This window comes from Larkinella knui (assembly GCF_003858645.1).
Lineage (GTDB): Bacteria > Bacteroidota > Bacteroidia > Cytophagales > Spirosomataceae > Larkinella > Larkinella knui.
Genome location: NZ_RQJP01000007.1, coordinates 1 through 13,812 on the forward strand (window position 1 = coordinate 1; position 13,812 = coordinate 13,812).

Annotated in this window: 12 protein-coding genes; 4 read left to right on the plus strand and 8 right to left on the minus strand. The window is 50.2% G+C overall.

The window, feature by feature from the left end; all coding sequences use genetic code 11:
• Positions 1-2,305 (minus strand): PQQ-dependent sugar dehydrogenase (locus tag EHT87_RS28575; protein WP_221622086.1); only part of this gene is annotated, 2,305 nt, incomplete at its 3' end.
• Positions 2,306-2,790: 485 nt separating this feature from the next.
• Here EHT87_RS28575 and EHT87_RS28580 point away from each other — a divergent pair.
• Positions 2,791-3,396, plus strand: coding sequence for a cytochrome c oxidase subunit 3 (locus tag EHT87_RS28580; protein ID WP_229321439.1), 606 nt, complete (start codon positions 2,791-2,793; stop codon positions 3,394-3,396).
• A gap of 190 nt (positions 3,397-3,586) precedes the next feature.
• Here EHT87_RS28580 and EHT87_RS28585 read toward each other — a convergent pair whose 3' ends face one another.
• From EHT87_RS28585 to EHT87_RS28615, 7 genes are all read right to left on the minus strand, one after another.
• Positions 3,587-4,174: a YceI family protein gene (locus tag EHT87_RS28585; protein ID WP_124910218.1), complete on the minus strand. Its 588-nt coding sequence runs from the start codon at positions 4,172-4,174 to the stop codon at positions 3,587-3,589.
• A gap of 28 nt (positions 4,175-4,202) precedes the next feature.
• Positions 4,203-4,898: a hypothetical protein gene (locus tag EHT87_RS28590; protein ID WP_124910219.1), complete on the minus strand. Its 696-nt coding sequence runs from the start codon at positions 4,896-4,898 to the stop codon at positions 4,203-4,205.
• A gap of 3 nt (positions 4,899-4,901) precedes the next feature.
• Entirely contained in the window at positions 4,902-5,375 is a 474-nt protein-coding gene (locus EHT87_RS28595) for a QcrA and Rieske domain-containing protein (protein WP_124910220.1), read from the minus strand.
• Positions 5,376-5,451: 76 nt separating this feature from the next.
• Positions 5,452-7,113: a hypothetical protein gene (locus EHT87_RS28600; RefSeq protein WP_124910221.1), complete on the minus strand. Its 1,662-nt coding sequence runs from the start codon at positions 7,111-7,113 to the stop codon at positions 5,452-5,454.
• Positions 7,085-7,654 (minus strand): RNA polymerase sigma factor, encoded by a 570-nt coding sequence (locus EHT87_RS28605; protein ID WP_124910222.1) that lies wholly within the window; start codon positions 7,652-7,654, stop codon positions 7,085-7,087. The genes EHT87_RS28600 and EHT87_RS28605 overlap by 29 nt, the downstream gene beginning before the upstream one ends.
• A gap of 167 nt (positions 7,655-7,821) precedes the next feature.
• Entirely contained in the window at positions 7,822-8,676 is an 855-nt protein-coding gene (locus tag EHT87_RS28610; RefSeq protein ID WP_124910223.1) for a hypothetical protein, read from the minus strand.
• A 156-nt stretch (positions 8,677-8,832) separates the two neighbouring features.
• Positions 8,833-10,083: a bifunctional 3,4-dihydroxy-2-butanone-4-phosphate synthase/GTP cyclohydrolase II gene (locus EHT87_RS28615; protein WP_374756046.1), complete on the minus strand. Its 1,251-nt coding sequence runs from the start codon at positions 10,081-10,083 to the stop codon at positions 8,833-8,835.
• A gap of 562 nt (positions 10,084-10,645) precedes the next feature.
• On the opposite strand from EHT87_RS28615, the gene EHT87_RS28620 reads away from it, so the two are divergent.
• From EHT87_RS28620 to EHT87_RS28630, 3 genes are all read left to right on the plus strand, one after another.
• On the plus strand, positions 10,646-12,298 hold the full coding sequence (locus tag EHT87_RS28620; RefSeq protein ID WP_185716377.1) for a T9SS type B sorting domain-containing protein: 1,653 nt from the start codon (positions 10,646-10,648) through the stop codon (positions 12,296-12,298).
• A gap of 128 nt (positions 12,299-12,426) precedes the next feature.
• Positions 12,427-12,762, plus strand: coding sequence for a YbaB/EbfC family nucleoid-associated protein (locus tag EHT87_RS28625; RefSeq protein ID WP_124910225.1), 336 nt, complete (start codon positions 12,427-12,429; stop codon positions 12,760-12,762).
• 3 nt (positions 12,763-12,765) lie between these two features.
• A complete protein-coding gene (locus EHT87_RS28630; RefSeq protein ID WP_124910226.1) occupies positions 12,766-13,800 on the plus strand; it encodes a glycosyltransferase family 2 protein in 1,035 nt (344 codons plus the stop codon).
• Positions 13,801-13,812 lie beyond the last annotated feature (12 nt).

Below are 13,812 nucleotides of genomic sequence, written 5' to 3' on the forward strand. Positions count from 1 at the left end.
GGGTGGGGGGTTGGGTATCGGGTGGCGGGGGGGTGGCGTTGGTGACGCTGAAGGAGCGTTCGACGGGTTGGGCGTAGCGGTATTGCCCGTTACCGTGCTGGGTGGCCCGGATCGTCACCCGCCCCACCCCGCCGGTTAACCTGATCTGCCCGTTTTCAATAACAGCGGGGCCATCGACCGAAAATAGACTAACAAACAAACCTGATGAGGCCGAAACCGGGGGCCTGAAAGCCGGTGCGGTTGGTGATTTATCCGCAATCGGATCAAAGGTTATGGTTTGCTGTTGGCCCGGACAGGATAAATAAATGTATTTTGTGTACGTAGTGGTTAGACCTCCACCATCCGTAACCTCCAGTACCATTCCGTACCAGTAACTCGCTTCACCGTCGCAGTTGCCCTCCGTCAGAGTAACAGTACCGGTGCGCCCGTTAAAAATGGATACCGTATGCCGGTGGTCATTGTGGTACAGATAAACCGTCCATTTGTATTTCAACTGATCGGATGGCGTTTGAACATCCGATGCCGTAGCATCCAGATTGATGGTCTGCGGCAGGGAAATCTGACTATAGCCATCAACCGATGTAGTCTGGACCGTTGGCGGAGTATTGTTAAGTGAGATTGTGGTCTGAGCGGTATTGCTTTTTCCCTGATTATCAGTAACCTTCAGGGTGACATTGTAGGATTTCTGACCGACTGCCGTGTAGGTTTTCAAGGGTGGAGTCATCGTACGATTAACCGAACTTCCATCGCCAAAAGTCCATTCATACGTCAAGGGTCCCCCTTCAGGGTCATATGAATCTTTAGCCGAAAAATTAATGCCCAGCGGACTATTTCCGTACTCTTTATCCGTCGTAATAACGGCGGTTGGCGGTTGGTTGCTGGTGAAGGCAAACTGACGCACAAGCGATTTTTCGCCCAGTGTGACATAATAGATATTACGGTCGTACGGGTTAAAAGCCATGCCCACAACCAGATTGGAAAGCTCTGTAACGGTTATTTTGGGAGTCATTTTGAAAAGGCTCCCGGCTTCCATATTGTTGTCATGGCCAAATTTGGCTCCGGCAATCCAGCCAGTTCCGTAATCGGCAAAATAATAGGTATCCTGAAATTCTTTTGGATAGTTGCCACCGCCTTCGTGCCACACTCCGCCAACAATACAGTTTCCTTCGAGCGGGCGCGTGTCGGAGCTCACCACCGCGTCGTCCTTAATGATTTGCGTATTTTTGTTTTCCCGGTATTGAATTCTGGGTTTGATCGGATTTGCCGGTTTATAAATCTGGGTTTTCCAATACCCATCGCGGCCTTTGTCCTGGCCTTCGTAATAAGGCCAGCCAAAGTTTTGCCCGGGTGCCGTTACGACATTGAGCTCTTCCCAGGCAGAAAAACCAACATCACCGACGTAAAGAACCCCCGGATTTCCATTCGCCGGATTGGCATCGCCGGTATTGGGGCGCACCGAAATCTTGAATGCCTGCCGAAATCCCAGCGCGTAAATGCGATTCTGCGGCAATTTCAGGTCCGAACCGGCACCCTTATAGAACGGATTTGAAGGATACCCTTCTCCATTTTCGGGATTAATCCGCAATATTTTGCCATTGAGCGAATATAAAACCTGGGACTTATAAGCGCCAATGTTTTCGGTTATCCGATCCAGACTGTAAGTATTACAGCCACCGTAGCCATCAGCAGGAATCGATTTTATTATTTTTTTATCAATTCCCTGTTGAAACCACGTTGTATTATTGCAACCAACGTCTACTTCGACAAAGCTGGAGGCATCACCCGTGCCCAATATAATACTGCCGTCTACCCCGGTTACGAGCCCGCCCCCGGCGTGGGAAGCCGTAACGATTGGGATCGCATTATCGAGGGTTTCACCAATCAGGATTTTCCGGCTAGCCGGATCGGCCTTGTAGTCATTATTCGGATTGGCGGTATACCGCGTAAGCCGCCCGATGGTTGCGATGTTGTCGATCGACTGATTCGCCTGGTAGCCGGGTTTTCCGAAGTTTTCATAGTAGTACATGTCTACGATGTAATACACATAAAAACGACCGTTGGCTAAGAAATCGCGATCCAGGGTGAATCCCAGCAAACCATGATCGCCATAGCCCGCCACTTCTTCCTGAATGTCCAGGATAACGGTTGCCTTGGTTTCCCCTCTTTTGATTCGGTACACCAGACCATACCGGCAGGCTACGTATAAATTGCCAGCTTTATCGAAAACAAGACTGGTTGCGGCTTTGAATGATACAGCGGGACTTGGGGTTGGACTAATAGAGTTGATATAATCCTTGTCTTCCATATTGATCCCCACTTGTCCATAGCCTGTCCATGACAGAAAAAGGAACAGTATCAAAACAGCACACGTACGTGAAGTAAAGGAGTTTAGCATAGAAAGATGTTTTTGTAAATACCAGTGAGCACCTCGATCAGAGCAAGAAATAAATAGAAGAGTCTTAATTTGTAGGAAGATAGCGAACAATAATTGGGTCGCAAAACTTAAAGTAACTTTATATTAGTGTTCGGTTACATATAAGTAACTTGTAAAATTTATGTTTTATCTAGAAAAAGGCTGATTATCTGGAGCTTATAGAAATAAGCGGCTCTATATCTTATGAACAGGTGAATGAGCCAATGGCCGTTGAGAAACCCATTTTTAATTCCAATTTAAGGACTTTATCCGACCTGAATTGTGTTATTTTTCCAGTAACTGCTGAACGCGCCAAACCATTTCTGGCTGGCTCGCGTTTGGCAAACAAACCTTAAAACCGCTGGTTGTGTCGCCCGATGGAAACCCGTCGCAAGAATAACTTTATGACGCGTCGCCGGGAGCCAAAGCGCTTCATGCTCTGGTTGTGCATGGCAGGAAGTGTGTTTACATTTACGGGTTTGCTGGTGACCTACATCGCCCGGAAAGTGGGCTCCGATTGGCGCAACATTCCGTTGCCAACGGTATTTCTGGCCAGCACGGGCGTTATTGTTGCCAGCAGCCTGACTTTACACATTGCCAACGGCGCATTTCGCCACGAACGATTTACCCAATACCGGCTTTATCTGGGTACAACCCTGTTTTTGGGAACGCTTTTTGTCATCCTGCAAGTGCTGGGCTGGCGGGAATTGATGTTGAAGGGTGTTTATCTGCAAACCAATCCATCCAGCAGTTTTCTGTTTTTGCTCTCCGGACTGCATCTGCTACACATTCTGGTTGGGTTGATTTTTCTGTCCATTGCCTTTGCGGAAGCGATGCGCCGGATCCCGTACGTTGAAGCATTTGTATACAGCGTAAATCCGCCCAATCTTTTGAAGATCAAGCTGTTTACCCTTTACTGGCACTTTGTTGACATTCTGTGGCTGTACGTCTTTCTGTTTTTACTCTTTCACCACGGTCTGTGAGCTAACCGGAACTGGCCCGGTAGGGCCCTGCTGTTCCATTTCCCTTTTGGAAGGGCCGTAGCGGGTTGAAAGGAAGCGGGGAGAAACGGAAAGTGTATGGGAAGATCAGGTATGCCGAACGCTGTAACCCTGATTTCGATGCGTAATGACGCAGATAACTCCTGACTCCGCGTCATTACGCACCGGTTTTTCACGAATCGGTATTCTTAAATACCAGCAGAACTTTCAATTTTACCTTTTCATCGACCGGAACCATCATCAGGGAAGGTTTTTCTACTTTGTAATCCGATAAATTGATATCAAAATCACCTTTAACAGTCACCTGCGAATTATCATCCTGGCGGGTACCCTGAATAACGACGGGTTTGGTCACGCCGTGGAAGGTAAGATTGCCCTTGACCGTCAGATTCGTTCCCTGCTGCTGAATATCGTTGCTGGTGAAGGTTACTTTAGGGTATTTTAACGCTTCCATTTTTTCCAGGGCGTGCGAATCGCGATTGGTGTTATCGCTGTCGAAGCTCGACACTTTGGTGGCCGCAGCTACGCTCTCGATCCTGTTGGCATCGTCGATCACAATGACACACGCCACATCGCGGCTGACGCCTTCAAAACTGTGCATGGGATGCGTCATGGCGTACGTAATCGTCGATTTGGTCCGGTCGGCCATCAACTTCCGTTTGACGGGTTCCGGTCGATAAGCCGGTTGGTGAAACGATACCAATCCCGTGCCGACGAGCAATAGACAAGCCGTCAGCTTTTGATATGAAAAAGCAGTCATACAGAAAGCAGGTGTGAAATGAGTGAACTTACTTGAGTTTTATCGCGATGATAGCGGCCGCATACGCTCCAAAGGTGGTGTAGGCGGATGCCCGGTGGTAAGGCTTCAAATTGGGATGCTTGTCTATCTGGTGAGCCAGAATGTTGGTGGCCACCATTCCGGTCAGGTGAACAACGGCCAGCGCGCGGTGCAGTTTAATGGAACTGAAGCCTCGTTTTCGGCTAGTCGTGGGCAGGCCGGGTGGTGAGGTCAGTGACAGCAACGCCGTTGTGCCATACGAGAAGTTGATCAGCGTGGCCATGTTCTCGTGCTGATCATGGATGCGTAAATAATCGGCGCCTTTTGCTTTATACAACTTCCCTCCCAGAATGCCCTGGGCAATGAATCCGGCCAGTGTTACGAAGCCCATTACCTGATGACTCACCAGAAACGTCCGGCGGATTTTCAACTCTTTTTCACGGCCCTGGGGCGTCAGCGGAGCGATGTGGGTGAGCCGAAGTAAACCCTTCGGCCCCCAAAATGCCCGTTGCGTGAAAACCATCTTCCTGGGTAACAATTCCTGAGCATCCGCTGTACTGTCGCTCAACTCCGCCAGCAGATCATTGGCGTCGGATGGCGCTTTGATGCTGGTATCGGCCGGCGTAACGGCTTTTACACGGGTCGAATCCTGGGCCCAGAGGGGTAAACAGGAGGTAAGCAGGCAAACCATTAACAGATGCTTCATAGCTTAGGCTTCAAATACACGCAGACTGGTACCGTTTAGAGTCGTACTATACTTTTTTAAGTTGGCTTGATTCGCTGCAACCGGAACCGTAACCTTGCCGGTGAGGTCATAAACAGAGCCGTGGTTCGGGCAGTAGAAATTGTCGACGGCAGGACGATACGTAACCAGGTTTCCTTCGTGCGTACAGATTTTCGCCAGGGCAACGTACTCGCCATTTTTGACTTGGGCAATCAGAACATCATCCTTATAGACAAACTTTTTCGCTGCATCTTTCAAATCGGCATACGCACTGCTGTTGATGTCAATCGTAAAATCAACTTTGCCGGTAGGCGTTGGGGCGGGGTCCGGATCATCAGAACCTTTTGAACAGGAAGTCAGTGTTCCCATACAGTAAAATGCCATCAATGCCGCACTGCTCAATCCCAGGCTCCGAAGGAACTCACTTCGTTTGATCGGTTCTTGTTGGTTGGTCTCCATATACTAAATGAGTAAGTTGTTAATTAATGTATCTACACTATTTCGCTAACGGTTTTTGTACACCAGAAAGTGTTGATCAAAGCCGGTAGCGCAACGAGAAAAATACGCCGGCACTCGTCAGCCGGATTTTACCATACCCCAGCGTGGACCTTCTGGCGTTTTTCAGGAACGGTTCCACTTGCCAGGAAAACCGGCGCAACGGGCCGTCGGAACGGAAATTGCGTTCGTAGCCCAACGAAAAATTAAAATGACTCCACGGATGCAAACCAGTATTGCCATCCCATCCTTGGTACTTTGGCTGAGGATACGGCTTGCTGCCGGGTGCGTAATTGTACACATACGTTTCTTTCTGCATAATGTACGATGATACTCCGGCATTGATAAACCACCGTCGGCGGTCGTTCAGAAATACATCGTAGCGCAGATTAAGCGGAATGTCGAGGACCGTACAAACTGCTCCGACGCTTTCGTAATGGGGGCCATACCAATGTTTTGCCACAGAATCAGGAATGGTATACTCAGATGCCGGAGCCGTGTATTTTTTGACGGATCGTATAACCCCACTTTGCAGTGTAAGGCGCCGTAAAAACCGGTATTCGACCAATATACCTGCTGCAAAATCCTTGGCTGCTTTAGGGCTGCTTCCCACAAAGTTCAGATCAGGAGCGGCAACGAAGCGCACCGATAAAGCCGGAAAGCCAATAACCGGAATCGACGGCGCCACGATTTTCGGCCCAACCGGCGGGCGCATCGGCTCCAGATCCAGTTCCGGCAGGGTTGGCAAAACCGGTTTTTTAGGAACACGGGCCGTAATGTAGTCCAGATTACCCGTCAGATCGAATGGAGCGGCTTCCGGGGCTGGTGTTTCCAAAACGGTTTTTTCGCCCACCGAATGGATTGGCGGTTCCCCACTTTCCGTAGCGGTCGGGTCCTCCAGGCCGGACCGGCGTCTTGTCAGGCGGTTTTTCGTCTGGCTATCAACCCCGGCATACCGGGGCGTTACGACCAGACTGCGACGGCCCGGCTTCCCGCTTCGATCGTTGGGAGTCGCTGAAACCGTGCGGCTTTTTTTAGAAAGCACCGAACCCGTTCGGGCCGACCGTTTATTTTCGGCATGTTCCGCCGTTTTCGCCAGCCGGTTTTTGGAAATTAAACCGACTTTACTGGTTGAGTTTGTTGATGAGTTGGTCCGGGTTGTACGGACCTCTGCCGGTTTTGCTGAAAGCGTTGTTGCCTCGGCCCTTCCTTCAGACGTTGGCTCCGATCGAACTATAGCCGGTTTTTCCGCCGTTTTTCCAGGTGTGCGGTTTGTACCAGTCGCTTCCGAAGCCACTCCGTTGGTCGTTGGCTCCGCGGGCTGGCCGGTTTCGGCGGGCGACGCGTCGGAACGGTCGGACTGCGGTGCCACCGAAACCGTCGTTGACCCGCCAGTACCTCGTGGAGCGGCTTTTTCCGGTGTTTTCATGGCCGAAACCGCTTCCAGATTCGAGGGTACTTTTTTTGCCGTTGGATGGGCATCATCCGGCTGCACCACGATGGAAATCGTAGTCAGCAGGAGCAATAAAAGCGGCAAGCCCCAATAGATAAACCGATAAAGAAACTGCGACCGGTCGTTTTCGTCAAGACGGTGACGCAGGCTATTCCAGTCATCAGAATGATAAGGCGGCTCAAACTCCTCGGCAGACGACCGGAAGAGCTTGTCCAGTTCGTCATCGGGAAGTTCTTGCAAACTCGCCATGGCATCTACGGTTTAATAATTGTTTCAATTGTTCACGGGCACGAGCCAGATTTGACTTGGATGTACCGACCGATATACTCAATTGGCCGGCAATCTCTTCGTGGGTATACCCATCGATTGCGTATAAATTAAATACCATTCGGTAGGCGGGCGTCAATAGTTGAACGACTTCCATCAGTTCCTCATGGCTCAGCTGGTCGAGGGCATTGGCTTCAACGTCCGGTAGTTGGCCGGCCTGGTCAATGTCCTCGTGATACCGGTGTTTCAGATTCTGCCGGTAGTAATCGAGTGCGGTATTGATCATGATTCGACGGAGCCACATCTTGAAAGGTACCTCGGCCCGGTATTGATCCGATCGGGTAAATACTTTCATAAAGCCATCGTTCAAAATTTCCACCGCTTCGTCCCGATTATACGAATAACGCAAGCAAATTCCCATCGCATACCCATAGAACTGCTTATAAAGCTGCTCCTGGCTTCTGCGATTGCCATTTTGGCATTCCTTTAATAATCCGGCGATATCTGGGAAGGGAACGGTCATACGTCGGGTTTCAATCGTCAATACGGTGGTTGGCACCACAGGGTTGCGTCAATCAGACAAAAGCCTATTTTTCGGTATTCAGTGAGCAGTTCCTGTTTTATAAACTATAGATTGGTAGGACAAGATACAAAAACTTGGGAACTGGCTCACTGAATACCGAAAACAGATCAGGGAGCTGGTGCCACCGGCGTATCTTTGTTCACAATCGGCCATACGGCGGGTTGCGGAAAACTAATGCCTTTATTCAAACCGCGTTTTCCGTTGTCCTGCTGAAAATAGTATAAGGGCCAGCCTTTAAAGGTCAATTGCTGGCGGCCGAATACCGTAATCGAGCCAAAAAGTGTTTTATCGATCGTGGAGGGCACTTCCTTCAGCGTTTCTTCGTACAAAGGCCATACCGCATTGTTGCTAAAGTCGGACTTTGTGTAATTGTTCTTATTGTTTTTATCGTTTTTGAAACCGTACAACGTGCGGCCCATGGCATCGGTGAAATAGATGGTTTTTCCGGTTCCTTCCTTATAATCAGACGTATAGCTTTTGCCGTTATGCCCAATCAGCTGCGCGTTCGCCATCATGATGGAATAGTTCGGTTTGGCCACAAACCAGACATTGCCCACGTTTTCACCTTTCACATCGCCGGATTTGGCGTCATCCTTATAATAATACAACGGCCAGCTTTTGTAGGTCGTTTGCTTCGACCCATCGGCCCGCGTAATTGTTCCGAAATCGGTTGCGGTCAGGCCGGTTCCCAGTTTGGGGGTTGCGCGGTAAAATACGGGCCAGGTCGTCAAACAGCCGCCGGTGCAGGTCGATGCGCCGGTGCTATCGTAATCGTTCGAAAAAAAGTAAAGCGTCCGGCCCGTTTCGTCCGTCATCACATTTCCCAGTGAAGTGCTGGTCAAATTGATGGCCGGATCGGGTGCCGCAGGTGTTGCGTCATCCGTATCTTTGTCACAGGAGGTTAAACAACCGACAATAAACAACAGGGCAACCACAGGGGTCGCAATCCATCTTGGTTTCATGGCAAACGAGATAAAAAGATTAGAATTAAAGAGGTACCTGTCGAATCGATTCGTTGCCAGTACGGAGGTTGCGAAAAAAGGGTTGCGTGGCTGAAAAAAAAGGCCAAAAAAAAAGCCCGTCAAATCTGACGGGCCAGCGTAAACGGCTTTGCTTGGTTAACCGACCTGATCGGTAAAATGCTTCAGTTCGTGCCCCATTTTGTCCCGCTTGGTCCGCAAATAGACTTCATTATGCGGGTTGGGCTGAATATCGATGGGAACGGTTTCGACAATTTCCAGGCCGTAGCCCATCAGCCCCGCCCGTTTTTTAGGATTGTTGGAAATCAGCCGGAGTTTAGTAACGCCCAGGTCGCGCAGAATTTGGGCACCAACGCCGTAATCGCGCGCATCCATCGGCAAACCGAGTTCGAGGTTCGCTTCAACGGTATCGCGGCCCATTTCCTGTAATTTATACGCCTTTAGTTTGTTCATCAACCCAATGCCCCGGCCTTCCTGAAACATGTAAAGCACGATGCCTTTGCCTTCCTGTTCAACCATTTTCATGGCCGCATGCAGTTGCTCTCCGCAGTCGCAACGGCACGAACCGAAAATATCGCCCGTTACACACGAGGAGTGAACCCGGACCAAAACCGGCTCATTTTTCTCCCAGGTTCCTTTGATCAGTGCCAGGTGAGTGTCGTCGGTATTGATTTGTTTATAGGCAATTAATTCAAAATCTCCGTAGCTGGTGGGCATGTTAACGCCAATTTCGCGTTTGATCAGACTTTCCTGCCGCAACCGGTATTCAATCAAATCCTGAATACTGACCAGTTTCATTCCGAATTTGTCGGCAATTTCCCGCAACTGGGGCAACCGGGCCATGGTCCCATCTTCGTTCAGAACTTCAATCAGTACGCCCGCCGGTTGTAAACCCGCCAATTGTGCAAAATCAACGGCCGCTTCGGTATGCCCGGCCCGGCGGATGACCCCGCCATCGACGGCCCGCAAAGGGAAAATATGCCCCGGACGGCCCAGGTCTTCGGGTGTGGTGGCCGGATCGACCAGGGCGCGGATGGTTTTGGCGCGGTCGCTGGCCGATATGCCCGTTGTGCAGCCATTGCCCAGCAAATCGACGGAAACGGTAAAAGGCGTGGTGTGAACCGACGTGTTGTTGCCGACCATCATTTCCAGGCCCAGTTCCTGACAGCGGGCTTCGGTCAGCGGAGCGCACATCAGGCCCCGGCCTTCCCGAATCATGAAATTGACCATTTCGGGCGTGATTTTTTCCGCAGCGCAGATCATATCGCCCTCGTTTTCCCGGTCTTCGTCATCGACAACGAGAATGATTTTTCCGTCGCGAATATCCTGAAGTGCGTCTTCGATCCGATCCAGGGGAATACCGGGATTGGTATTATTATTGCTCATCATAATTTATAGTAAAGACAGGAAAGAAAAGACAAAACGATAGGCATACAAGACCGCCAGCCAGCGGTTTACCGCAGCTTTCCGTCTTTCCGCTCTTGTCTTTTCTCTCACGTCTGTATGAACATTGTTCCGTAAAGATACGTTCGATACGCTAAATTTGTGTTTTGCACGTTTTTATCAAAAATAACACTTGTAGTTACGAAAAAACTTTACCCTCGTGAGCGTAGTCAGGAAGTGGTTAGCCGGTTTAGTACATTTTGTCCGGCAGCAGGTCCGGGTTTTCCTGATCGGGATGTGTTTTGCGCTGAATTTAAACGCGTTTGCTCAAACAACTGTTACGGAAGATTGGTGTGTAAAGCGGCCTGAACTTTCCGAAGAAGGAGGCTTTACTGTATCATCAACAAAAGGGTGTGCTCCATTGACCATTACGGTAAAAAATACCACAAATAGCCCCGATAATATATTTCGATACGTTTACGATTACAAAGGTGGTAATCCAGTAGCCACTAATTCCAGCGTTTTAGAAACTGCACACACCTTTTCAAAACCGGGAAAGTATAAAATTTTGCAGGTAGGGAGCAAAGGAAGTACGGGTTCAGTTGCCTGTCAGGAGGTTGAAGTGCTCGATGCCACACCGCCTAATTTTCGGGCCTACAGTTGCGTCGATCTGAAGGTTATTGTGGATATTGTCAATGATGCCGTTGCCAGTCAGTATGATGAGTTTTTGGTCGACTGGAAAGATGGAAGTGCCATCCAAACCGTGCCTAAAACCGCGCTGGCCGGAATAACGCATACGTATAGAAACAATGCCGATTACACCATCAGGGTCAGCGGTAATTACCGTGGCCTGAATTGCGGGGGCGGTTCTTTTCAGCAGGTCAAGCCCTTGTTGAACACTGAATTTGTAAAACCGATTATCAGTCGTTTGGCAACGACAGGCTCCACCATTACCCTGCAGGTAAAGGCTGGCGCCAAGCAGCAGGTAACTCTCTATCAGCAGGGAGCATCCGGCACCTTCAGCCCCACGCCGGTTTCGCGCGTTGGCGATGGGTCGCTGGTAATCAATGATATCACCTCGCATCCGACCTGTTTTAAAGCGGTTTCTATAGATGCTTGCGGACAAAAACTGGAGTCGGATGTGGTTTGCAGCATTGGGCTGGACGTGGCAGCGAAAGACCAGCAGAACGAAGTGGTCTGGACGGCACCCGGTAGTCCGGCCAATTTTCAGAAATATACCGTTACAAAAAATGATGCCGCCTTCCGTACGTTCACCCGCATCGGTGATAAATCAGTGAACGATACGGAAGGACTCAATTGCAATCAGGACTATTGCTATCAGGTAACGGCTTTGGCCGGCGCAACGGAAATCGTGTCGGATAAAAAGTGCGTACGGGTTCTTTCGTCATCGGTGCCACCGGCTTTTTCCACGGTGCAGGTTTCGGTCAATGGTGACAACCGGGTCGATTTGCGGGGCTTGCCGCCCGTTCCGACTTCGCAAAACCCGACCTATAAAATGATTGTTTTTCGCCGGGATGAACCGGCAGGGGCCTTCGAACAAACCGGCGAAGAGGTGGATCGGAATATTCACCAGGATGGCGGTGTGCAGCCCCAGAAGCAGTCGTATTGCTATCAGGTGGTGTATCAAAACGCCTGCGGGGTATCGTCCGAGCCTTCTAAAATGGTTTGTACGGTTTTCCTGGCGTCCAATTCCGCTTCTACCATCGACTGGACATCCGATTCTCCTTTTGCGGATGAAGCGATTGATCATTACGTGATCGAAAAAATCGATGCCAGTGGCGTGGTTTGGGAAGAAGTAGCCGTAGGAATGCAGACCTCCTACCGCCCCGCAACGGAAGCCGACAACCAGCAGTTCCGGTTTCGGGTCAAGGCGGTTTCGAAATCCGGGGCCATCAGTTACTCCAATTTCTATACGTTCGTCCAGGCACCCCGCATCTTTATGCCGGACGCGTTTACGCCCAACGGCGACCAGGACAATAATGTACTGGAAGTAAAAGGCAGTACCTATTTTCAGTCCATTCAAATGACGATTTATAACCGCTGGGGCGAAGTCGTGTTTCACACAGAAAGTCGCGAAGGGTGGGATGGGCGAATCGGTGGTCAACCCGCTCCGGCCGGAACGTACGCTTATCGCATCACCGCTGTGGACCCGAACGGCGTCAAAACAGAAAAGCTGGGTAAGGTGTTACTGCTTCGGTAGATGAACATCGGGAAAAGACAACGGCCAAAATCGGCGAGGTCTGCTTTTCATTGCTACCTTTGCTCAACCAATTTCAGGGTGTTGCTGGTAATTTTCTTGTCTTTTGTCTTATTTATTTTTCGAATGGTATGTTCAACATGATGGATATGTTCGGCAAGGTGAAGGAGTTTCAGGCCCGTCTGAAAGACGCTCAGGCCAGCCTGAATACCATTACCGAATCGGGAGAATCGGGTGCCGGTATGGTTCGTGTAACCGTCAATGGCCTTAAACAAGTGGTTCGGCTGACGATCGATCCGGATCTTATTCGGCCGGATGATCGCGAGATGCTTCAGGATCTGGTGGTTGCGGCCACCAACAAGGCACTCGAAAATGTAGAACCTAAAATTAAGGACCACCTTCAGAAAGCCACCGAAGGACTGTTGCCTAATATTCCCGGTTTTGACCTGGGCAACCTGATGTCGTAAGGCATGGATCAGGTTGCTATCGTGATTCTGAATTACAACGGGAAATCATTTCTGGAACAGTTTTTACCTTCCGTACTGGCGCATTCGGAAGGGTGTCCGGTTTATGTTGCCGACAACAATTCGACGGACGGCTCGCTGGCCTTCTTACAGTCGAAATTTGCGTCGGTGCGGCTGATCCGTCTGCCGGTCAATTTCGGGTATGCGGGCGGTTACAATGCGGCTTTAAAACAAATTGAGGCCACCTATTTTCTTCTGCTGAATTCCGACGTCGAAGTAAGCGACGGCTGGTTGTCGCCCCTGCTGCGCAGGATGGAAGCCAACCCGCTTGTGGCCGCCTGCCAACCCAAAATCCGGGCCTTTCAGAATCCCGCCCTGTTTGAATATGCGGGAGCAGCCGGCGGTTATATCGATTATCTGGGCTATCCTTTTTGCCGGGGTCGTCTGTTCGATACGATTGAAGAAGACCAGCACCAGTACGATGATGCGCGCCAGATCTTCTGGGCAACGGGTGCGTGCATGTTGGTGCGCTCCGACGTTTTTCGCCGGTTAGACGGCTTTGACCCCCGGTTTTTTGCCCACATGGAAGAAGTCGACTGGTGTTGGCGGGCCAAAAATGCCGGTTATCAAATCTGGTATTGTCCCGAATCAACGATTTACCACGTCGGGGGCGGCACCCTTCACAAATCCAATCCGCACAAAACGTTTCTGAATTATCGCAATAGTTTGGCAATGCTTTACAAGAATTTGCCGACGGGTCACGTAGTCCTCAACATTCTGATCCGGCTGGTTTTGGATGGGCTGTCAGGTGTCCGGCTGCTACTAACCGGCCACTGGCAGGATACGCTGGCGATTTTAAAAGCTCACTTTGCTTTTTACAGTTGGCTGCCCTACCTGCGTAAGCAGCGGAATGCGCTGGCTGACCTGCGAAATAACCGCATCACCCACCGGGAAATTCATCCGCACAGCATCGTCTGGCAGTACTTTGTGAAAGGAAAAAAGACGTTTAGGGAGCTTCTGACCGAAAAAAACAGCCAGTAGGAGGTGCAATTC